We start from the raw sequence: 21740 nt of genomic DNA, 5'->3' as shown, positions 1-21740 counted from the left end.
TTGTGCCGCGGCGCGGCGCTGGCCACAATCGAGCCGTTGATTCGCCATAAGGATAGACGCATGTCGCTGACGTTACTCGAAATTGTCGCCCTGACGGGCATTTTTACACTGGCCGGCACGGTCAAAGGGGCGATCGGTCTGGGGTTGCCGACGGTGTCGATGGGGTTGCTCAGCCTGATGATGCCGCCGGGGCAGGCCGCCGCGCTGCTGCTGTTGCCCTCGCTGATCACCAACCTGTGGCAACTGCTGTGCGGGCCGACGCTGTGGGCGCTGTGGCGGCGGCTCTGGCCGATGATGCTGTGCGTCACGCTGGGCACATTGTTGAGCGCGGGGGCGCTCACTGCCGGCGACGGCCGCCTGGCGCCGCTGGCGCTGGGCATGTGTCTGATCGGCTATGCGCTGCTGGGATTCACCCGTTTTGATTGGCGCATTTCCGCCGTGGCAGAGCCTTGGCTGGGGCCGCTGTGCGGCCTGGTGACCGGTACGCTGACCGGCGCCACCGGGGTATTCGTCATTCCGGCGGTGCCTTACCTGAATGCGTTGGGCCTGGCGCGCGATGAGCTGGTGCAGGCGCTGGGGCTGTCGTTCACCGTCTCGACGCTGGCGCTGGGCGCCGGATTAGCCTGGCATCAGGCGCTGCCCGGCACGCTGCTCGGCGTTTCCTTGCTGTCGCTGTTGCCGGCGTTGGCCGGCATGTGGCTGGGCGGGATCGTGCGCCGTCATTGTCGCCCGCAGCTGTTTCGCCGCCTTTTCTTTATTGGGTTATTAATCTTGGGCGTTGAGATTGTTTGGCGATTCAATTAATTGAATCGATAGTACCTACGTGTAATCAGGTTCGGTATATTATTATGGGTTTTATTTTAATATGATGGCTTGCAATGTTTAGAACACACTTTTCTTATTGGTTTTTTCATGAAATACAGGATGGTTATGGATTGTTATTAGTGTGTTTTACTTTTTCAACTATAACCCTTTTAAAATGGGATAACCCCAGTGAATGTATAGGGGAACCTTGATGAAGGAAATTTTAAGCAGCCAATTCGATGCGGTGTCAGGTGGATGGCAGGATCGCGATGGGAGTGGAAAAAGAGCGTCTGATAACGGAGATGGGGTATATGATGAATAGATATGTTGTTTTTATAAAGAGTGATGAATCAAAAGTGCTAAGAAAGGAAGTGGTTACACGAGAAATAATTAAAGACATGAAGCAGAAGGGGTTCAGAAAGCATCATATCGAAGTAGAGGCTGATAACGAAAGCGATGCCATTAAAAAATTAAATAAGAACAGCAATGATTATTTGGATTCATTGAGAAATTTTTCAAGTGATTTATTGTTCTGTTCTATTTTTGTTATTGTTATGACGATAGTCTATTTTACCACGATGAAAATGAGTTAGAAGTAGATACTGTAGGATTTAAAAAATAAAAAGGCTTGTCGAACTGGATCTCTCTGATTTTTCTCTGGATATGATACTACCATTGGGTGAAATATACGTTCATAAAAATTTATTGGCGCTAGGATCACTCAGAAGATTTAAAGGTGTTTATTCTAATGGTTTCATATCCTCTCACCAAAATTAACTGACCTTCTGCTTATTTTATTGTCAATACAGTAGCCTGTGAATTTGAATGTTAGCTATCACTAAGGGACGCTGCTCATGTTTCGCCAGGAAGCGATCGAGAATCAGAAAATGAAATGGCGTGGCAGGGCGCTCCTGCTACCCGGTATTCCCGTTTGGGGCACGACAGGGCTCTGCCTGTTTTTCTTCATCGCCTTTCTCACCTTCGCGATCGCCGGCACCTATACCCGGCGGGTCAACGTGACCGGTGAGATCAGCACCTATCCCCGCGCCGCGAACGTTTACTCCACGGTTCAGGGGATAGTGGTCAAACAATTTGTCACCGAAGGGCAGGTGATTGCCGCCGGTGCCCCCATTTACCAGATTGACGTCAGTAAAAGCACCCGCAGCGGAGTGGTCAGCGATAACCAGCAGCGGGATATCGATGACCAGCTGGCACGCATTGCGCAAATCATTAACCGACTGGAAAGCAGCAAGCAGGCCACGCTTACCATGCTGGAGAAATAGAAGACACAATATACCGCTGCGTTCACCCGCTCCACCGACATCCTCAAACGCGCCCAGGAAGGGATACGCATCATGAAGGAGAACATGGAGAACTACCGGCACTATCAGACCCAGGGGCTGATCAACAAGGATCAGCTCACCAACCAGGTGGCGCTGTATTACCAGCAGCAGAACAACCTGCTGGGCCTGTCCGGCCAGAATGAACAGAATGCGCTGCAGATCACCGCGCTGGAAAGCCAGATCCATATCCAGGCCGCCGAATTTGATAACCAGATCTACCAGATGGAGCTGCAGCGCTACGAGCTGCAAAAGGAGCGGCAAAACATCGATGCCACTGGCGATATTATCGTTCGCGCGCTGGCCGGCGGCCGCATCGACTCGCTGAGCGTCACGGTTGGCCAAATGGTCAACGTCGGCGACAGTCTGCTGCAGATTATTCCGCAAAACATCGATCGCTATGCCCTGGTACTGTGGGTGCCCAACGACGCCATCCCCTACATTGCCGCCGGCGATAAGGTCAATGTGCGCTATGACGCCTTTCCGGCGGAGAAGTTCGGCCAGTTCGCCGGTACAGTGTCCATTATCTCCAAAGCCCCGGCCTCACCGCAGGAAATGCTGACCTACCAGGGGGCGCCCAAAGCGGCGCTGACCGCCGCCGTGCCTTACTACAAAGTGATCGTCATGCCGGAGAAACAGGCCATTGCCTATGACGGTAAACGTCTGAGCCTGGAAAACGGCATGAAAGCGCAAAGCACCCTGTTTCTGGAAAAAAGGAAGATTTATCAATGGATGCTGTCGCCGTTCTACGACATGAAACACAGCGCGACGGGGCCGGTCAATGAGTAGGACCACATTCAAACAACGGGTCAGCCAGCTGGATCTGCGGCTGCGCCACCGGGTTCCGATGGTACACCAGACCGAGTCGTCAGAATGCGGGCTGGCCTGTCTGGCGATGATTTGCGGCTACTACGGCAAAAACATCGACCTGATTGCGCTGCGCCGGCAGTTCAATCTGTCATCCCGCGGTGCCACATTGGTTGGGCTGACCGGTATCGCCGAACAGCTGGGGTTGAGCACTCGCCCCTTGTCACTGGAGCTGGACGAACTTGGCGCGCTAAAACTGCCCTGCATTCTGCACTGGGAATTCAACCATTTTGTGGTGCTGGTCAGCGTCAAAGGCCGCCGCGCAGTGCTGCACGATCCGGCGCGCGGGCGGCGGGCGGTCAGCCTGGCGGAGCTGTCGCACAGTTTCACCGGCGTAGCGCTTGAGGCCTGGCCCGGCAGCACCTTTACCGCCGACAGCGTTCGCCACCGCATTCACCTGCGCACGCTGATTGGCAGCGTACACGGGCTCAAGGGGGCGCTCGGCAAAATCTTTTGCCTGTCTCTGGTATTCGAAACCATCAACCTGGTGATGCCCATCGGCACGCAGCTGGTGATGGATCACGCCATTCCTGCCGGAGATCGCGGGTTACTGTCGCTCATCTGCGCCGGATTGATGCTGTTTATCTTGTTGCGGGCTGCCATCGGCATGGTGCGGGCATGGTCAGGATTGGTCATGGCGACGCTTATCAACGTGCAGTGGCAGTCCGGGTTGTTCACCCATCTGCTGCGACTGCCGCTCGGTTACTTTGAACGGCGTAAGCTGGGTGACATTCAGTCACGCTTCGGTTCACTGGATACGCTGCGCAGCACTTTCACCACCAGCATCGTCGGCGCCATCATGGACGGCATCATGGTGATTGGCGTGCTGGTGATGATGGTGCTGTATGGCGGCTGGCTGAGTGGGGTGGTGATCGCGTTCACCGCGCTCTATGTGCTGATGCGACTGCTGACCTACGGCTATTATCGCCAGCTGTCCGAGGAGGCGCTGGTGAGAGAGGCGCGGGCAGGCTCGTATTTTATGGAAACGCTGTACGGTATCGCTACCGTCAAGATGCAGGGTATGGCAGAACGCCGCATCGCTCACTGGCTAAACCTTGAAATCGACACCATCAACACGGGTATCCGCGTCACCCGAATGGACATGCTGTTTGGCGGGATCAACACCTTCATAGCGGCGTGCGACCAGATCGTCATTCTGTGGTTGGGAACCAGCCTGGTGATCGATAACCAGATGACCCTCGGCATGTTCGTGGCGTTCGGCGCCTTTCGGGGGCAGTTCTCCGACCGTATCGGGTCGCTGACGGAGTTTTTGCTGCAACTGCGCATGATGAGCCTGCATAACGAGCGCATTGCCGATATCGCTCTGCATCCGCGGGAGGCGCGTAAACCCGATCACCCTTACACGGCGGGCCTGCAACCTTTGGGATTGACGACCCATGCCCTGAGCTATCGTTACGACAGCCAGTCACCGGCTATCTTTGATGGCCTGGACATCAGCGTTGCGCCGGGCGAAAGCGTGGCCATTGTGGGCCCGTCCGGCGCCGGCAAAACCACGTTGATGAAGGTGTTGTGCGGACTGTTGACCCCGGATTCAGGGCGGGTTGAGGTGAACGGTGTCGATATCCGCCAGCTCGGCATCAACAACTACCACAAAATGATTGCCTGCGTGATGCAGGACGACAAACTGTTCTCCGGCTCGATCCGGGAAAATATTTGCGGGTTTGCGGACGAGGTGGACGATGCCTGGATGCAAACCTGTGCCCGTGCCAGCTATCTGCATGACGTGATTTTACGCATGCCTATGGGATATGAAACACTGATTGGCGAGTTGGGGGAAGGATTGTCCGGCGGGCAAAAACAACGGCTATTCATAGCCCGGGCAATCTACAAAAAACCGGCTATTTTGTTTCTGGATGAGGCCACCAGCGCGCTGGATAAGGAGAGCGAAGCTGTGGTGAATCAGGCCATCAAGAGACTCAATATCACTAAGCTGATCATTGCCCACCGTGAAACGACCATTGCGTCGGCAGATCGGGTTATACATTTGGGATAAGGGGGGTATCACCCGCGGCACCGGCCATTTTCACTGTTCTCCCCTAAAAACCCAATAAATGGCGATGGGGCAAGGCTATTTTTGCTGCTCGCTTCGGCTTTCAATTTACGGCGCGGCGCATTGCGCGATATTCTGGTTTTCTGATGGGCTGACGGCGGATGAGGGAACCATGACAGACAGCCAGGCGTTTGAACAACAAAGCCTCGACAATCTGCTGAGCTATTGGCGGCGCCATCGCCGCCTGCCGGGCGCGCGCTATCCGGCCGGCCCGACCGACACCCTGTGTGACGTGCCGGGCGTCAGCGTCGGGCATCACACGCTGGCCGACGGCGAATGCCAGACCGGCGTTACCGCCATCGTGCCGCCGGGCGATCTGTTTAACCAGCCGCTGCCGTGTGGTAGCGCGGTGCTCAACGGCTTCGCCAAGCCGCTGGGGCTGGTGCAGCTGAACGAGCTGGGGGTGCTGCAAACGCCTATTCTGCTGAGCAACACCTTCGCCGTCGGCACGCTGTTCAACGCCATGGTGCGGCGCAGCTGTCTGCGTTACCCGCAGATCGGCCGCGGCAGCGCCACCATTAACCCGCTGGTGCTGGAGTGCAACGACGGCTACCTCAACGATATTCAGGCGATGGCGGTGCGTGAGGAGCACGTCTTCAGCGCGCTGGATAACCATTCCACCCGCTTTGCGCGCGGCAGCGTTGGCGCCGGGCGCGGCATGAGCAGCTTCGGCTTGAAAGGGGGCATCGGCACCGCCTCGCGCTATTGTCCTGGGCTCGGCACCACGCTCGGCGTGCTGGTGTTGGCCAACTTCGGCACCCTCGACTCGCTGACGCTGAGCGGCGTGCGCGTTGGCCAGGCGCTGGGCAAGCTGTTGGCGGATCCGCCGCCGCAGGTGGACGCCGGTTCGGTCATTATCATCATCGCCTGCGATCGGGCGCTGGACAGCCGCCAGCTGAACCGCATCGCCCGCCGCGCGGGCGCCGGTTTGGGGCGGGTGGGCAGCCATTGGGGGCACGGCTCCGGCGATATCGCGCTGGCGTTTTCCACCCGGTTGCTGGGGGCGACGTTGCCGGACGAGCGGCTGGAGCCGCTGTTTGCGGCCGCCGCGGACGCCACCGAATACGCGGTGTTGGATGCCTTGCTGAGCGCGGAAGGCGTCAGCGGTTTCCAGCAGCACGATCGTATGGCGTTGGGCCCGCTGCTCGATCGGCTGGCGGCAAATTAAATAACGGGAGTGTGATGTGAAAGTCTTTATCTCTGCGGATATTGAGGGTATTGCCGGCGTGATGCGGCCGGAGCAGTGCAACCCGGCCCATGCTGACTATGCTGCGGCGCGCGAGCTGATGGAGCAGGAGGTCAACGCCGCCATCGACGGCGCTTTTGCCGGCGGCGCCACCGAGGTGACGGTGGCCGACAGCCACGCCATGATGCAGAACCTGCGCGCCGATCGCATCGATGCGCGGGCGCGCCTGGTGCAGGGCAAACCGCGCGGGCTATCGATGGTGGAAGGGCTGCAGCATCAACGTTACGACGGCCTGATGTGTATCGGTTATCACAGCGCCGCCGGCGAACGCGGCGTGCTGGCGCATACCATCAATGGCCGGGCCTTTTACCGCGTCAGCCTGAACGGCGAGGTGGTAGGCGAAAGCGATCTGTATGCGGCGGCGGCGGCCGAGTTGAACGTCCCGCTGTGGCTGGTGAGCGGTGACGACGAGCTGCAACGCTGGATCGCTGAACGTTATCCGCAATCTGGCTATGTTTGCGTGAAACGCGCCATCTCGCAAACCGCCGCCGAATCGCTCAGCCCTCAGCGGGCGCGGGCGGAGATCCGCGAGCGGGCGATGCAGCAGGTGCGCCAGGGCGCCAGACTGCCGGTGGAGCGCCGCTTCATGCCACCTTACCGGTTGACGCTGATGGCGGCCAAACCGGTGCTGGCGGATCTGTTCAGCCTGGTGCCCGGCGTGCAGCGCCAGGACGCGCTCACCGTGGCCTTCGACAGCGACAACATGGCGGCGCAAATCCGCCTGCTCAGCGTCTTCTCCTCTCTGGCGACGACGCAGAGCTGACTCCCGGTGCGGGTTCCCGCCCGCACCGCACGATTCTCCAACAGAAAATCCCTTATCAAGATTAGGCCTGCTGAATAATAGGCTACGCTAATTATTGCTCTGTTGCGCTATGTCACCTGACCGGCGCGGCAAGCCATTCCCATAACAAGAGTTGTTTCGCCGAAGGCAGTGACGCCTTCGGTTTTTTTGGAGTCATGAGCAATGAGCATATCCCAAGTTCCGCTTTCGCGGCGGCGGTTTATCGTCGGCGCCGGGGCGTTGGTGATCGGCGCCTATCTGCCGTCCACCGGCGCGCTGGCGCGCTCGAACGCCCCGGCCGCCTCCGGCACGGCGGCGTTAGACGCCAACGCCTTCGTTCAGATTGGCGCCGACGGCGTCGTCACCGTCATCAGTAAACACACCGAAGTGGGCCAGGGGGTCTATACCGGCATGGCGACGCTGGTCGCCGAAGAGCTCGACGCCGACTGGGCGCAGGTGCGGGTCGTGGCCGCGCCGGTGGACACCAATATCTACAAGAACCTGGCGTTCGGATTCCAGGGCACCGGCGGTTCCAGTTCGGTGGCCAATGCCTATGAGCAAATGCGGCGCATGGGCGCCATGGCGCGCGCGCTGCTGGTGCAGGCCGCCGCGCAGAGCTGGAAAACCTCGGCGCAGGAAATCACCGTGCAGGCGGGCAAGATCCGCCATGCCGCCAGCGGGCGAGAAGCGGGCTTTGGCGAGTTCGCCGCGCTGGCCGCCACGTTGCCGCCGCCCGACCCCGCCAGCCTGACGCTGAAGGACCCGGCCAATTTCATCCTGATCGGCAAAACGCGCGGTTTGCACCGCGTCGATTCGCTGGCGAAAACCAACGGCAGCGCGCAGTTCTCGCAGGATATCCACGAGCCGGACATGCTGACCGTCACCATCAAGAAACCGCCGCGTTTCGGCGGCAAAGTGGCGACCTTCGACGCCGAGCGGGCGCTGGCGGTGCCGGGCGTGGTGGCGGTGAAACAGGTTGCCACCGGCGTAGCGGTTTACGCCAAAAACACCTGGGCGGCGATCCAGGGGCGGGAACGGCTGAGGGTCACCTGGGACGATGCGCAGGCCGAACGGCGCAACACCGAGGAGATCTACGCCGAGTTCCGCCAGGTGGCGCAGAAAACCGGCGTGGTGGCGAAGAGCCACGGCAAGCCGGACGAGGTGTTCGATAAGGCCGACAAGGTGATCGAGGCTGAATACACCTTCCCGTACGTCGCCCACGCGCCGATGGAGCCGCTGGACGGCTATCTGTTCTGGGACGGCGAGAGCGTTAAGGCGCGCTACGGCTGCCAAATCCAGACGCTTGACCATAAGCAGCTGTGCGATCTGTTCGAGCTGCCGCCGGAGAAGGTGCAGATTGAAACCATTCTGGCGGGCGGCAGCTTCGGCCGGCGCATCGATTTAGGCAACCCGACGCTGGGGCCGGATCTGGCGGCCGACATGGCGGCGGCGGCCAAGGGCATCGGCCCCGGTCACGGCGTGAAGGTGGTATGGACGCGCGAGGACGACATCCGCAACGGCTGGTATCGCCCGATGATCCTGCACCGCCTGCGCGGCGCCATTCGCGGCGGCAAGGTGGTGGGCTGGACCGATACCGTGGTCGGCCACTCCTGGACGCGCCACAGCGCGATGGATGCGCTGGTGGTCAACGGGCTCGATCAAATGATGGTCGAGGGCGCCAGCGAGGTGTCATACACCTTCGAAGCCTTCCGCTGCGATGCGCACATCGTGCCCGGCAAGGTGCCGACCACCTCGCTGCGGTCGGTCGCCAGCACCCACACCGGCCACGCGGTGGAGAGCTTTATCGATCAGCTGTTGCAGGAAACCGGGCAGGATCCGGTCGAAGGGCGGCTGGCGCTGATGGGCGATGCGCCGCGCGCGGCGGGCGTGCTGCGGGCGGTGGCTAAAGCCGCCGACTGGCAGGGCGCCAAGGTGGTGGACGGGCGCGCGCGCGGCGTGGGCGTCGCCAAGGCGTTCGATACCTATGTGGCGCAGGTGGCCGAGGTGTCGATCGGCGAAGGCGGCATCCCGAAAGTGCATAAAGTGTGGTGTGCGGTGGATTGCGGCGTGGCGGTGAACCCCGACGTGATCCGCGCGCAGATCGAGGGCGGCATTGGTTACGGCCTCAGCATGGCGCTATACGGCAATATCACGCTGAAAGACGGCGTGGTCGAACAGTCCAATTTCAATAACTTCCGCCCGCTGCGCATCGATGAGATGCCGGAGATCGAGGTGATCATCGTGCCCTCGACCGAGAAACCGACCGGCGTGGGCGAGCTGGGGGTGCCGACCATCGCCCCGGCGGTCGGCAATGCGCTGGCGCTGCTCGGGCGGCCGCGCACCTCGCTGAGCCTGCCGCTGCATAATCCCACTGCGAATCCGGCGTCTGACAAGGAGAGAACCTGATGATTCATTTAACCGTAAACGATCAGCCGCTGGCCTTTGAGGGCGATCCGCACATGCCGCTGCTGTGGTTTCTGCGTGACGAAGCCGGCCTGACCGGCACTAAGTTCGGCTGCGGCATCGCCATGTGCGGCGCCTGTACCGTGCATCTGGACGGCGTGCCGGTGCGTTCGTGCATGACGCCGGTCTCCGCCGCCGTCGGCAAGAAAATCACCACCATCGAAGCCGTGGGCGCCACGCCGGAAGGCAAGGCGGTGCAGGAAGCCTGGCTTGATCTGGACGTGGTGCAGTGCGGTTACTGCCAGTCCGGCCAGATCATGAGCGCCAGCGCGCTGTTGGCGCAAAGCAAGGATCCGAGCGATGCGGACATTGACGCGGCGATGGGCGGCAACGTCTGCCGCTGCGCCACCTATGTGCGCATTCGCGCCGCCATCCACCAGGCCGCCAAGGCGTTGGGTTAGGGAGAGATGCGATGAGCAATGCCTTGAAAGGGCTGTTATGGCTGATTATCGCCGTGGTGGTGTTGGCGGGAGGGTACGCGCTGTATACCCTGCTGCGGCCCACCGGCGCGGAACCCGCGGCGCCGATCGCCGGGGCGACGGCCGGCATGACCGACAAACTGGCGCGCGGCGAGTACCTGGCGCGCGCCGCCGACTGCGTGGCGTGCCACACCGCGCCGGGCGGCGCGCCTTATGCGGGTGGCTTCGCCTTCAAATTGCCGTTCGGCACCATTTACGGCACCAATATTACCGCCGACAAGGAGACCGGCATCGGCAACTGGAGCGACGATCAGTTTGTGCGTGCGGTGCGTGAGGGCATCGGCCCGCAGGGCAACCTGTATCCGGCGATGCCTTATACCTCGTACACCGGGCTGAGCCGCGACGACGTGCTGGCGATCAAGGATTATCTGTTCAGCCTGCCGCCGGTGAAACAGGCCAACCCGCAAAACGAGCTGTCGTTCCCGTTCAACCAGCGTTGGGGCATGAAATTCTGGAACCTGGCGTTCTTTAACGAGCAGCGTTTTACGCCGGATCTCAACAAGGACGAACAGTGGAATCGTGGCGCCTATCTGGCGACGGCGCTGGGCCACTGCGGCGAGTGCCACACGCCGCGCAATCTGGGGTTTGGTCTTAACCAGAGCAAGCACCTGAGCGGTGAAGTGGTGCAGGGCTGGTTCGCTGCCAACATCACGCCGGACAAACAGACCGGCATCGGCGGTTGGAGCGACCAGCAGCTGTCGCAATATCTGGCTACCGGCCATGCGCCGGGGCGCAGCAGCGCCGCAGGCCCGATGGCGGAAGCGGTGGAAAACAGCCTGCAGTTCCTGACGCAAGAAGACAATCTGGCGTTGGTGAAATACCTGCGCGACATCGAGCCGATCGCCGGCGACGCTGCCGCCGCGGTGAACCTGCAGCCGAAGGGCGCGGCGGCATCCACCCCGATCCTGCCGGGCGGGCAAGACAGTTCGCTCGGGCGGCGGCTGTTCGCCAACGACTGCAGCGGCTGCCACCAGTGGAACGGGCCGGGCCGCCAGAGCGAGTACGCTTCGCTGGTGGGCAGCACGGCGGTGAACGATCCGCAGGGGCGCAGCGTGGTGCAGGCTATCCTGAAGGGGACGAGCATCAGCGTTGGCGAGCGGCATGAAATGATGCCGGCGTTCGGCAGCGCCTATTCCGACGAGGAAGTGGCGGCGGTCGCCAACTTCGTGGTCGGCCACTTCGGCGATAAGCAGGGCAAAGTCACCGCCAAGCAGGTAGCGGAGCAGCGCAAGCAGTAGCGAAAAGGCGCGCGGGCCGGATTAGCCTGCGCGCTTCTCGACCAGAAAGTCCAGCAGCGCCCTGACCTTGGAAGACATGTGCTCACGGGAGGGAATGTACAGATAGAAGCCGGGGAAGGGCTGCGACCAGGCCTGCAGTATCCGCACTAACTCACCGCGTTCCACCATCGCTTTCACGGCGAAATCAAAGTGCTGAATAATGCCGACGTGCTGTAATGCGGCGCGGATCATGCCGTCGTCGTCGTTGGTGATCACGCTGCCTTTCGGTTCGACGGAAAAGGTATGGCGCGCGTGCCGCTCGACGGTGGAAAACTCCCATTGATAAATGGCGCCGCTGGTTGCGTGGCGAAAAGCGATGCAGTTGTGGTTGACCAGATCCGCCGGCGTGGCGGGCGTGCCGTAACGGCTGAGGTACTGCGGCGTGGCCACCGCCGCCAGCGCCACCTGTGGCGTGATGGGGATCGCCACCATATGCTCGGCGAGGCTTTCACCCAGCCGAATGCCGGCGTCGTAACCTTCGGAAATGATGCTGGCCATGCCGTCGTCCATCACCAGTTCAAGCTTCAGCCTGGGGTAGCGCATCAGGAATTCGCCGATATGCGGTTCGATAAAGTGCTTGGCGGCCGTGCGCGAAGTGTTTATCCGCAGCAGCCCCGCCGGTTCATGGCGGCTCTCTTCCAACGTGCCGACGGCGTGCTCGATCGTGCTGAGGGCGGGCGTCAGGGCTTCCAGCAGGCGTTGCCCTTCCTCGGTGAGCGACATATCGCGGGTGGTGCGGTAGAGCAGCTTGACGTTCAGCTGTTTTTCCAACGCCTTCAGGTTTTGCGACAGCGCGGCGCGGGAAACGCCCATTTGGGCCGCCGCTTTGGTAAAGCTGCGGTGCTGCGCGATATGCGCGAACCACGCCAGTGAAGGAAGCAGGGAAGGATCCATCGAGATGCCCGCATTGTAAATTACAGCTTAACACTGTAGTCCATTCTCTGGGCTTATCAAAGAACAATACGGCGTATAAAGTGAGCGTTATCCCAGCGGAAGCGATGCCGAGCGCGTTTCCCGAGCCAGCAACCCTGTGAGGAACTCATGATGAAAACGGTCAAAATCAAACGTCAGTATTGGGACATCGCGGCGGATATCCACTTCCCGCCGGATTTCGACGAGCGGAAAAAGTACCCGGCGATCATCAGCGCCCATCCAATTGGCAGCTGTAAAGAGCAGACCTCGGGCACTGTCTATGGGGCGGCGCTGGCGAAAGCCGGCTTTGTGGTCATCGCGTTCGACGCCAGCTTCCAGGGCGAGAGCGGCGGCGAACCGCGCTTTATCGAAGATCCCGCTCAGCGCGTGGAAGATTTTCGCGTCGTGACCGATTATCTGGTGACGCTGGACTACGTTGACGACCAGCGTATCGGCGTGCTCGGCATCTGCGGCGGCGGCGGTTACGCCATCAATGCTTCGATGACCGAGCGGCGCATCAAAGCGGTGGCGACCATTACCGGTGCCAACTATGGCCGGGTGATGCGCGAGGGCGTGTTGGCCAATGGCGATCCTGTGGCTTTCCTGGAGGATATTGCTCGGCAGCGCACCGCAGAGGCGCGCGGCGCGGCGTTGCGTGTGGATGTGGGCCTGTACCCGAGCGTTGAGGCGGCGCAACAAGACGGTGCCGATATCGATCTGCGCGAGGCGACGGAATACTACCGTACGGCGCGCGGCGAGAAGCCGAACGGCGTAAACAAAACGCTGTATTCCCATAATGCGGTAGCCGTGGGCTGGGACGCGTTCCACCTGGCGGAAGTGCTGCTGACCCAGCCGCTGTTGGTGATTGTCGGCAGCAAACCCGGCCTGTTCGGCGCGCTGCGCGACGGCTATGAGATTGTGCGCCGCGCCAAGTCGCAGCACAAAGAGCTGGTGGTGGTAGAAGGCTGGTCACATTACGATCTCTACGACAAACCGGAGCCGGTAGCTCAGGCGCTGGAGAAGCTGGTACCGTTCTTTAAAGCGACGCTGTAAGCGGCGGGCCGGAGGCGAGGGAGTTTCTCCCTCGCCGTGGCGTCAGCGGCTGCGGCGCGACATCACCCGTTTGTCTTTCGGCCGATCCTGCCAGTCCTCAACCTGATTGTTGAAGTTATCCGCCAGCAGGTAGGCCGGGGTTTTCGCCAGCCAGTCGGACAACGAAATGTCCTGATAGATACCGTTGTCCATCACGATCAGTACCTTCAAATCCTCATCGCCGATGTTCTCGATGTAATGGCCGAAGCCCTGCGGCACGTAGCCGACGTCTGAAGGTGCGTACTCTTCCGTCTGCGCGTGGCCGTGCGAGCTGAACACCGTCATGCGGCCTTTGCCGGAAATATAGTATTGCCATTCGTTGGCATTGGGGTGCCAGTGCAATTCCCGGATCGCGCCGGGTTTCACGATCTCGATGATGCCGGTCATGGTGGTGGAGATGGGGAATTCTTTCGACGACACCAAATGCACGCTGCCGGCGTCATTTTCAAAGAACGGCTTTTGCTTCATTAATTCATAGCGGTGGGTCAGCGGGGCGTTATTTAATCCGCCGTCGTTTTTCGGTAATGGCAAGGCGGGCGGAACGGCGCCGCCGACAATATAAGCCTCGCCCTGTTTGGCCTTGGAAAATACCGCCGCCGGCATGTCGACGCTTTTTTCCAATACCTCTTTCGGCATATGCGCCACCCAATCGGTGATGCTGAAGGTGCCGAATTCGGAGAAGTGCCCGTTATCGAACGCCAGAATAAAATGCGCGCCGTCTGCCAAGGCCTGAATGGAATGGCCGTAGCCTTTTGGGAAATACCAGACGTCGCCGGGCCCGAAATCCGCCACTTCGCATTTGCCCTCGGGATCGAGAATGGTGATGCGCGCATGGCCCTCCAGCATAAACGCCCATTCGGCGGCGATGGCGTGCCAGTGCAGTTCGCGCACGCCGCCCGGCTCCAGCGTCATGTCGACGCCGGCCACGCCCTCGGAGATCGGGAATTGCTCGACGGTGGCTTCGCGCGCCCAGCCGCTGGGCAGGCTGCGCTTTTTGCTGTCGGTGAATTTGTATTTATAGAGATGCTGCGCATCGGCAGGCGGCTGATAGCTGCTGGGGGGCACGATATTGCGATGGTCGTCGGCAGCGGCATTTTTGGCGATGCCGCCAATCATGCCGGCGGCGGCCGCGCTGACGGCGGAGACTTTCAATATATCACGACGCGATAGCATAGCATTTTCTCCAATATAAAGCCGTGCGCCTGCAGAAGCAGGCGACAGGGAAGGCGCGATCGCCATTGAAATGATTCTTGTCATCGGCGGGAATAGGCTGTGACCCTTAAATCCTAGCGGCTGGAAGGTATTGCGTAGGCGCTTATTTGTTTGCGTTTGTTACTAAGTGAGTGCAGGTTTAATTAATTAAACGGAAGTTGAATAGTCATTGGGTGGGATTAATTTTAGTCGCCGGCTAATTTAAATAAATAATAAACGAACGTCATTTTTTATTGGCCGTTCGGGCTATTTTTATGACTGCCCCACGGTCTCCAGCACCAGTTGCCGAAAGCGCTCGACGATCGGCGAGGTCGGACTGCGCCGTAGCGCCAGGTAAAGCGGGGCGCTCAGCTGCGCTTCTTCGGCGAGAGTGCGGTAGACGATGCCGTCGCCGCCCAGCCGCCGCATGGAACCGGGCACGATGGACACCCCCAATCCGGCGCCGACCAGGCTGAGGGTGGCCGGCAGGCGCGGCGCTTCCTGCACGATGCGCGGGCTGAAGCCGGCACGGTGGCAGGCGGCCAGAATGGCGTCGTACAGCCCCTGGCCGGCCGGGCGGCGATAGAGAATAAACGCCTCGTGGGCCAGTTCGGCCAACGGCAGCGGCTGCTGCGTCTCATGCGCCAGCCGATGGCCCAGCGGCAGAGCGACGATCATCGGCTCGCTGAGCACCGGCTCGACGCTCAGGCCGGGAATGCCGTTGGCCGGCGAGCGCACGAAGGCGGCGTCGAGGCGCTGTTCCAGCAACGCCTCCATCAGTTCGCCGCTGCCGGCTTCTTCCAGTTGAGTGGTGATGCCCGGCAGGATGTCGCGGTAGCGGCGCAGCAGGTTGGGCACGAACGGGTGCAGCGCGGCGGAACTGGTGAAACCGATAGCGATATGACCCTGCTCGCCACGGGCGGCGCGCTGCACCGCTTCGCGCAGGCGTTCGGCGCGCGCCAGCAGGGCGCGGGCTTCTTCGAACAGCACACCGCCCGCTTCGGTGACGCGCACGCCGCGCGGCAATCGCTGCAACAATTTCACGCCCAATTCATCTTCCAGCCCCTGCAACAGGCGGGTCAGCGGCGGCTGCTGGATAAACAGCCGCTCGGCGGCGCGGGTGATGTTGCCTTCTTCCACCACGGTGACGAACGCCCGCAGGCGACGCAGTTCAATCATAACCATACCTCAAAGGTATCTTTCATTGTTCCGGAATGCATTAGACATCATGGCACGGCGGCGCGCATGATACCAGACATCAAAACAAGCGATGTGGAACGGCAATGTCATGTCAGATATCAATACGATAAAACCGCACCCGGCGGCAGCGCCGGGCAACGCGGCGCTGTTTTTGGGCTTTCTGTGGCTGGGGTTGATCGGCTTCGGCGGCGTACTGCCGATGGCGCGCAGCATGTTGGTGGAGCGCCGGCGCTGGCTGAGCGGCGAACAATTCACCGAGCTGCTCGGGCTGTGCCAGTTTCTGCCCGGCGGCAACGTGATCAACCTGTCGGTGGCGGTGGGCATGGAGTTTCGCGGGCTGCGCGGCGCGCTGTGCGCCTTGTTGGGCCTCATCAGCGCGCCGACGGCGATTGTGGTGGGGCTGGGCGTGGTGTACGCCCGCTTCCAAAACGATCCTCATGTGCAGCATGTGTTCGCCGGTCTGGCCGCCGCCGCCGCCGGGTTGCTGCTCTCGACCGGGATTAAGATGCTGCTGCCGCTGCGCGGCAAGTGGGCGGCGCTGGCGATTGTGGCGCTGGCGCTGATCGCCATTGCCTGGCTGCGCCTGCCGCTGCTGCCGACCATGCTGGTGCTGGCGCCGCTGAGCATTCTGCTGATGTGGCGGTGGCCGTCATGAGCGGGGTGTTGATGGCGTTGGCGTTGATTTTCACCGAGCTGTCTCTGCTGGCGTTCGGCGGCGGCATGACCATTCTGCCGGAGATGCAGCGGCAGGTGGTGGAGGTGCATCAGTGGATGAGCGCCCAGGAGTTCAGCGCGCTGTTCGCCATGGCGCAGGCCGCGCCGGGGCCGAACATGATGATCGTGCCGCTGGTCGGTTGGCACGTCGCCGGTTGGGCGGGGCTGCTGGTGTCTTCGGTCGCCAAGTTCGGGCCGTCTTCCATCGTTACGCTATTGGTGATGGGCGCCTGGCGGCGCTTTAAGGATCGCCCGTGGCGCCGCATCGTGCAGGCCGGGCTGGTGCCGCTGACCGTGGGGCTGGTGGTGGCCAGCGGCCTTTTGATCGCCGAGGCTTCCGCGCCCAATTGGCGGCTGGCGGCGATCGTGGCGCTGGCGACGGGCTTGAGCATGAGCAAGCGCCTCCATCCGCTGTGGGTGCTGGCCGGTGGCGCGCTGCTTGGCTTGCTGTTCGCCTGAAGGATTAGCGCGGGATCAGCACAAAGCGCGAAGGGCCGTTGCGGTCGATCAGCTCATAGCGCTTCGGCGCGGTCAGGGCCAGAAACGCCACCATGCTCCCTTCGGCGTCGGTCAGCGTCATGCCGTCCGGCGTTGGCCGCCAGGCGACCGGCAGCGCGTGCAGCGCCAGCGGCTGCAGGCATTCGGCTGAGGCGCTGAAGCGGAAGGCGTTGGTGTTGGCTACCGCTTCGTCGCTCAGCTGCACCTCGCAGACGGTTTTACCGTCGCCGATGGCGGCGAGCTGCCAGTCGCCCTTCAGCGCGGCGGGTTCCAGCAACGGCAGTGAACTGCCCAGGGCACTGCTGCACAATACGCTCATAATGACTCCTGTCAGGCTGGCGCGGCGCAAGGCGCGCATAAGGAAATGGGTTGGCATCGGGTCACTCCTTTCGGCTGTCCGTTCACACCTTAGCACGTTCCCGGCAGGATGATGAGGCAAGGATTAGGTTTTTTAATCCTCGATAATTCTGATCTAACCGGCGATAACATGCCCAAAAAGACGAGTCATTAGCCCGCCGATACGCTTATCTTTCTCATTAATACTGCGCTAATACAAATCGTTATGATTATTTCCGCCTTAACGCCCGGAGCGGTGATGCGCGGCGGCGTGGGCTCGCGCCGTCGGGGCTAATTACTATACTGGTCAATCCTAAGCCTTGGCTTAGATTAGAACGACTGATGAATAGTCTTACAAAGCGAGTGGATTCCTACTGTGTAAAAGGAGAATGCAATGAGCAGTCGCCACAACGACATTTTGCAAGATGACGATGAGTTCACCAGCCTGGCCGCCACATCCCCCAACGATCACAACTATCAGTTTTACTATCACCAGCCCGGCAGCCCCTATGACGGATTGGGCTACGGCGCGCTGTTCACGCTGGACAACGCTAACCTGTACAGCAACCAGCGCGGCGGGGCAGCCATCAACAACCTGGGTAAAATCCGCGATAACTTCAGCTTCGATCGCGCCGCCGATCAGCTGACGCGGCCGGGCCTGACGCACAACGGCGATCAGGTGTATCACCAGCCGGTGGCGCTGACCTATTCCTTCCTGACGCAGAGCGCGCTGAACCGCATCGGCCAGACCGGCGACGGCGACAAGGGGCTGCAGCCGCTGACCCTGGCGGCGCAGGCTCAGGCGCTGAAATCGATGCAGGCCTGGGCCGACGTGGCGAACGTGACCTTTACCGAGGCGGCGTCCACCGATATCAACCACCGTGCGGACATCACCTTCGCGTACTTCACCCAGCGCGCCGACGGCAGCACCGCCGCCGGCAGCGGCCCGAATGCCATCAACGCGTACGCCTATTATCCGCCGAGCTCCAAAGCGGGCAGCGATAACGCCTTCGCCGGCACGGTGTGGTTCAACAAAAACTTCGCCACCCATAAGGCGCCGGTTAGCGGCGACTTCAGCAGCCAGACCTTCACCCACGAGCTGGGGCATGCTCTGGGGCTGGCGCACCCGGGATCTTATGACGCGTCGCTGGGCAACCCGAGTTACCAGAACGACGCGGCTTATTATCAGGATTCGTTGCAATACTCGATCATGAGCTATTTCAACGCCGGTTACACCGGCGCCGACACCAAAGGGGTGTACGGCTATGGCCCGATGGTGGATGACATCGCCGCGATCCAAAAATTGTACGGCGCCAACATGAGCACCCGCACCGGCGACACGGTGTACGGCTTCAACTCCAACACCGGGCGCGATTTCCTGACCGCCACGGCGGACAACGGCAAACCGGTCAACTTCGCGGTGTGGGACGCCGGCGGCAACGACACGCTGGACTTCTCCGGCTACAGCCAGCAGCAGATGATCAACCTGAACGACGGCGCGTTCTCCAGCGTCGGCGGCGGCACGCAGAACGTCGCCATCGCGCGCGGGGCGATCATCGAGAACGCCATCGGCGGCAGCGGGCGCGATGTGATCATCGGCAACGATCAGGACAACCTGCTGGCGGGCAACGCCGGCTCCGATATCCTGTACGGCGGTCTGGGGGCGGATCATCTGTGGGGCGGCAAAGACGCTAATAACTTCACCGACTATTTCGTCTATCTCAACGCCAAAGAGTCGACGGTGGCGGCGTTCGACGTGATTGAAGACTTCGAGCACGGCATCGACAAGATCGATCTCTCAGGCCTGCGCTTCAACAACAGCCTGAGCGAGCTGCGCTTTATCGACAGCGGCAGCGCCTTCAGCGGCCAGAAAGGCGAGATCCAACTCAACTTCGACGCCTTCAACGGCACCACCGATCTGTTGATGAACACCCAGAGCAACAGCTACGCCGCCGACTTCAAGATCCACGTGGTCGGGCAGGTGGAGCAGAGCGATATTCTGTTTGCCTGAGGGCGAGGAAGGAAAAGAGAAAAGGGCCGAACGGCCCTTTTTTTACGACTGGGCCGCCGCCGCGCTTTCCACCGTGAAGTCGCCGGTGGCCACCTCGCCGGCGCGGCGGTAGTGGGCCACGATCACGCCGCCGGGCGAGACCACCGATTGGGTCAGCGTAAAGGCCGCCGGCGCGGCGTTGTCATCGAACAGCCGCTTGCCTGCGCCGAGCAGCACCGGGTAGGTAAGCAGGCGCAGTTCGTCCACCAGATCGTTGGCCAGCAGCTGTTGCATCAGCGTGCTGCTGCCCTGCACCAGCAGCACCGGCCCCTGAGCGCGCTTCAGCTCGCGCAGCCGGGCGATGATGTCCCGCCCCAGCCACTGGCTGTTCTCCCACGCCAGCGTCTCGCCGTGGTGGGTGGCGACGTATTTGACCGCCTGATTGAACGTGCGGGCGATATCGGCCGAAAACGGGTCGGCCTCGTCGGTGATATGTGGCCAGTAGCCGGCGAAGATATCGTAGGTGCGCCGCCCGAGCAGCAGATCGAAAGGCGCAGAGAAAAGATCGCTCATCGTTTCCGCGACGGCGTCATCCCAGTAGGGGGCGGTCCAGCCGCCGAAGCGAAAGCCGCCGCTGCGGTCTTCGTCCTGCCCGCCGGGCGCCTGCATCACGCCGTCGAGGCTGATGAAGGCGCTGGCAATAATCTGTCGCATGGCTGTCTCCTGCAATTGAGTGCCAGCTGAAAGTTTAGCCGCCGTGCAGCGGCCGCGCCAACCGGCCGCTCAGGGTTGCAGCGCCTTGAGCAGCGCCTGATGGAAGCGCTCCGGCTCCTCCATTTGCGGCGCGTGGCCGAGCCCGGCGAACTCGATCAGCGTGGCGTGCGGGATCAGTTTCGCCGCCTGTTTGCCTAACACATCATAATGCCCGATTTTGGCCTTGACTGCCGGCGGGGCGATATCGCTGCCGATGGCGGTGGTGTCGGCGGTGCCGATCATCAGCGTGGTGGGCGTTTGCAGATCCTTGAACTCGTAATACACCGGCTGGGTGAAGATCATGTCGTAGATCAGCGCCGAGTTCCACGCCACCAGGCGATGGCCCGGCCCGTTGTTCAACCCGGCCAGCATATCCACCCAGCGATCGTACTCCGGCTTCCAGCGGCCGCCGTAGTAAGTGTGCTGCTCATAATTGCGGATGCTCTCAGCGGAGGTGTTCAGCTCGCGCGCGAACCACTGATCGATGCTGCGCCACGGCACGCCTTTCGCCTTCCAGTCCTCAAGGCCGATCGGGTTGACCATCACCAGCCGTTCCACCGCCTGCGGATACATCAGGCTGTAGCGCGTGGCCAGCATGCCGCCGGTGGAGTGGCCGATGACGATGGCCTTGCTGATGTTCAGATTCTGCAGCAGGCCGTGGGTATTTTGCGCCAGCTGCTGGAAGCTGTACTGGTAATGCGCCGGCTTGGTGGAGGAGCAAAAGCCGATTTGATCGGGCGCGATGACGCGGTAACCGGCCTTGCTCAGCGCCTTGATGGTGTCCTGCCAGGTGGCGGCGCAGAAGTTTTTACCGTGCAGCAACAGCGCGGTGCGGCCGTTGGCGGTGCCTTCCGGCGGCACGTCCATATAGCCCATTTTTAACGGCTGCCCCTGCGAGGTGAAGCTGAACTGTTGCAACGGGTAGGGGTAGTGAAAGCCCTGCAGCTCCGGGCCGAACGTCGGCGTTTCGGCGGCACCGGCGGCGAACGCGGCCAGCGCGGCGCACAGCAGCGCGCTACGGGTGAATCTCAGCATCCTGATCTCCTGAAAAACGGACGAAAGCCGAGTATAGCCATAATCGGCGCGGCGGCGCGGCGGTGGATTCAGATAATTCTGTAATATGACGGTTTGATTCCCGGCCAGATTCCGGCACCGCTCTTTTGCACAGTGAACGCGGTCACGCCGCGCAACATTCGCCGTATCTGATGGTTTTATTTCAAGGCTAAGTTATGCGATGCTTAAGCATTATTTATGCAAAAGGATCCTCGCATGTCCGCTTTATCCCGCTGCGCTTTCAGCGAAGGCAGCGTCGCTTTGCCGGAAGGCTATGCCGATCGCACGGTCAACGTCCTGTTGGCCGGCGATGATGTTTCCCCCTCAGTCAATATTTCCCGCGATGCGCTGCAGCCGGCGGAGAACCTGGAAGGGTACGTCACCCGCCAGCTCGATGCGCTGGCGCAGGGGCTGAAAGGCTGGGCGTTCAAAAGCCGCGAGCCGGCGACGTTGGGCGATGGGCTGGCCGCCGGTGAGTGGGTGCGCGCCAGCTACCTGCGCGACGGCAAACGCATCTGGCAGAACCAGGCGGTGTTCGCGCTGGCGGAGGGGCGGGTGCTGGTATTCACTCTGGCGATGGCGCGCAAGCTGACGCCGCAAGACGACGCGCTGCTGCAGCAGGTGCTGAGCAGCTACCGGGCGGCCTAACGATGAACTCTTTGCGTAAAAGGAC

The 21740-nt window shown here is 61.2% G+C and carries 19 protein-coding genes and 1 pseudogene; 14 read left to right on the top strand and 6 right to left on the bottom strand.

All coding sequences use genetic code 11. From position 1 onward, the window contains the following. Positions 1-60: 60 nt before the first annotated feature. The 9 genes and pseudogenes from ACMGF9_RS12215 (at position 61) to ACMGF9_RS12175 (ending at position 11289) form a co-directional block, all read left to right on the top strand. Positions 61-804 (top strand): sulfite exporter TauE/SafE family protein, encoded by a 744-nt coding sequence (locus tag ACMGF9_RS12215; RefSeq protein WP_118892069.1) that lies wholly within the window; start codon positions 61-63, stop codon positions 802-804. 269 nt (positions 805-1073) lie between these two features. After that, positions 1074-1397: a hypothetical protein gene (locus ACMGF9_RS12210; RefSeq protein WP_099981881.1), complete on the top strand. Its 324-nt coding sequence runs from the start codon at positions 1074-1076 to the stop codon at positions 1395-1397. 261 nt (positions 1398-1658) lie between these two features. Then, positions 1659-2933 (top strand): annotated as a pseudogene (locus tag ACMGF9_RS12205) (HlyD family secretion protein). Then, on the top strand, positions 2926-5025 hold the full coding sequence (locus ACMGF9_RS12200) for a peptidase domain-containing ABC transporter (protein WP_118892067.1): 2100 nt from the start codon (positions 2926-2928) through the stop codon (positions 5023-5025). Before ACMGF9_RS12205 ends, ACMGF9_RS12200 begins: the two are co-directional and overlap by 8 nt. Positions 5026-5194: 169 nt before the next feature. After that, positions 5195-6250, top strand: coding sequence for a P1 family peptidase (locus ACMGF9_RS12195; protein WP_021504539.1), 1056 nt, complete (start codon positions 5195-5197; stop codon positions 6248-6250). Between the two features lie 16 nt (positions 6251-6266). Continuing rightward, positions 6267-7091, top strand: coding sequence for a M55 family metallopeptidase (locus ACMGF9_RS12190; protein ID WP_015377804.1), 825 nt, complete (start codon positions 6267-6269; stop codon positions 7089-7091). Between the two features lie 201 nt (positions 7092-7292). Further along, on the top strand, positions 7293-9515 hold the full coding sequence (locus tag ACMGF9_RS12185) for a xanthine dehydrogenase family protein molybdopterin-binding subunit (RefSeq protein ID WP_015377805.1): 2223 nt from the start codon (positions 7293-7295) through the stop codon (positions 9513-9515). Further along, positions 9515-9973, top strand: coding sequence for a (2Fe-2S)-binding protein (locus tag ACMGF9_RS12180; RefSeq protein ID WP_015377806.1), 459 nt, complete (start codon positions 9515-9517; stop codon positions 9971-9973). Before ACMGF9_RS12185 ends, ACMGF9_RS12180 begins: the two co-directional genes overlap by 1 nt. An 11-nt stretch (positions 9974-9984) precedes the next feature. Further along, positions 9985-11289 (top strand): c-type cytochrome, encoded by a 1305-nt coding sequence (locus ACMGF9_RS12175; RefSeq protein ID WP_414160262.1) that lies wholly within the window; start codon positions 9985-9987, stop codon positions 11287-11289. Positions 11290-11310: 21 nt separating this feature from the next. Here ACMGF9_RS12175 and ACMGF9_RS12170 read toward each other — a convergent pair whose 3' ends face one another. Beyond that, entirely contained in the window at positions 11311-12222 is a 912-nt protein-coding gene (locus ACMGF9_RS12170; RefSeq protein ID WP_004940760.1) for a LysR family transcriptional regulator, read from the bottom strand. Positions 12223-12372: 150 nt separating this feature from the next. Here ACMGF9_RS12170 and ACMGF9_RS12165 point away from each other — a divergent pair, with 150 nt between their 5' ends. Then, complete coding sequence (locus ACMGF9_RS12165; protein WP_004940758.1) at positions 12373-13293, top strand: alpha/beta hydrolase; 921 nt, start codon at positions 12373-12375, stop codon at positions 13291-13293. 42 nt (positions 13294-13335) lie between these two features. Here the strand turns inward: ACMGF9_RS12165 and ACMGF9_RS12160 are convergent, their stop codons facing one another. Both ACMGF9_RS12160 and ACMGF9_RS12155 read right to left on the bottom strand, forming a co-directional pair. After that, a complete protein-coding gene (locus ACMGF9_RS12160; RefSeq protein WP_063919420.1) occupies positions 13336-14505 on the bottom strand; it encodes a cupin domain-containing protein in 1170 nt (389 codons plus the stop codon). Between the two features lie 291 nt (positions 14506-14796). Next, complete coding sequence (locus ACMGF9_RS12155) at positions 14797-15708, bottom strand: LysR family transcriptional regulator (RefSeq protein WP_021504542.1); 912 nt, start codon at positions 15706-15708, stop codon at positions 14797-14799. Positions 15709-15811: 103 nt separating this feature from the next. On the opposite strand from ACMGF9_RS12155, the gene ACMGF9_RS12150 reads away from it, so the two are divergent. Further along, positions 15812-16378: a chromate transporter gene (locus ACMGF9_RS12150; RefSeq protein ID WP_015377810.1), complete on the top strand. Its 567-nt coding sequence runs from the start codon at positions 15812-15814 to the stop codon at positions 16376-16378. Then, on the top strand, positions 16375-16896 hold the full coding sequence (locus ACMGF9_RS12145) for a chromate transporter (protein ID WP_041922337.1): 522 nt from the start codon (positions 16375-16377) through the stop codon (positions 16894-16896). The genes ACMGF9_RS12150 and ACMGF9_RS12145 overlap by 4 nt, the downstream gene beginning before the upstream one ends. Positions 16897-16900: 4 nt before the next feature. Here ACMGF9_RS12145 and ACMGF9_RS12140 read toward each other — a convergent pair whose 3' ends face one another. After that, positions 16901-17254 (bottom strand): AprI/Inh family metalloprotease inhibitor, encoded by a 354-nt coding sequence (locus ACMGF9_RS12140; RefSeq protein WP_004940750.1) that lies wholly within the window; start codon positions 17252-17254, stop codon positions 16901-16903. A gap of 411 nt (positions 17255-17665) precedes the next feature. Between ACMGF9_RS12140 and ACMGF9_RS12135 the strand changes: the two genes are divergently transcribed. Next, positions 17666-19282, top strand: coding sequence for a serralysin family metalloprotease (locus tag ACMGF9_RS12135; protein WP_015377813.1), 1617 nt, complete (start codon positions 17666-17668; stop codon positions 19280-19282). Positions 19283-19324: 42 nt separating this feature from the next. Here ACMGF9_RS12135 and ACMGF9_RS12130 read toward each other — a convergent pair whose 3' ends face one another. Together ACMGF9_RS12130 and ACMGF9_RS12125 are read right to left on the bottom strand one after the other, a co-directional pair. Continuing rightward, positions 19325-19975, bottom strand: a complete 651-nt coding sequence (locus ACMGF9_RS12130; protein WP_004940746.1) for a dihydrofolate reductase family protein — start codon at positions 19973-19975, stop codon at positions 19325-19327. Between the two features lie 69 nt (positions 19976-20044). Continuing rightward, on the bottom strand, positions 20045-21049 hold the full coding sequence (locus tag ACMGF9_RS12125; RefSeq protein ID WP_004940744.1) for an alpha/beta fold hydrolase: 1005 nt from the start codon (positions 21047-21049) through the stop codon (positions 20045-20047). A 234-nt stretch (positions 21050-21283) separates the two neighbouring features. Here ACMGF9_RS12125 and ACMGF9_RS12120 point away from each other — a divergent pair, with 234 nt between their 5' ends. Then, complete coding sequence (locus ACMGF9_RS12120) at positions 21284-21715, top strand: DcrB-related protein (RefSeq protein ID WP_049207056.1); 432 nt, start codon at positions 21284-21286, stop codon at positions 21713-21715. Positions 21716-21740: the final 25 nt, after the last annotated feature.

It is taken from the genome of Serratia sp. BNK-23, assembly GCF_047456145.1.
Lineage (GTDB): Bacteria > Pseudomonadota > Gammaproteobacteria > Enterobacterales > Enterobacteriaceae > Serratia > Serratia nematodiphila.
The sequence above is the reverse complement of the archived record's forward strand: the minus strand, read 5'-3'. Positions and strand labels throughout refer to the sequence as shown.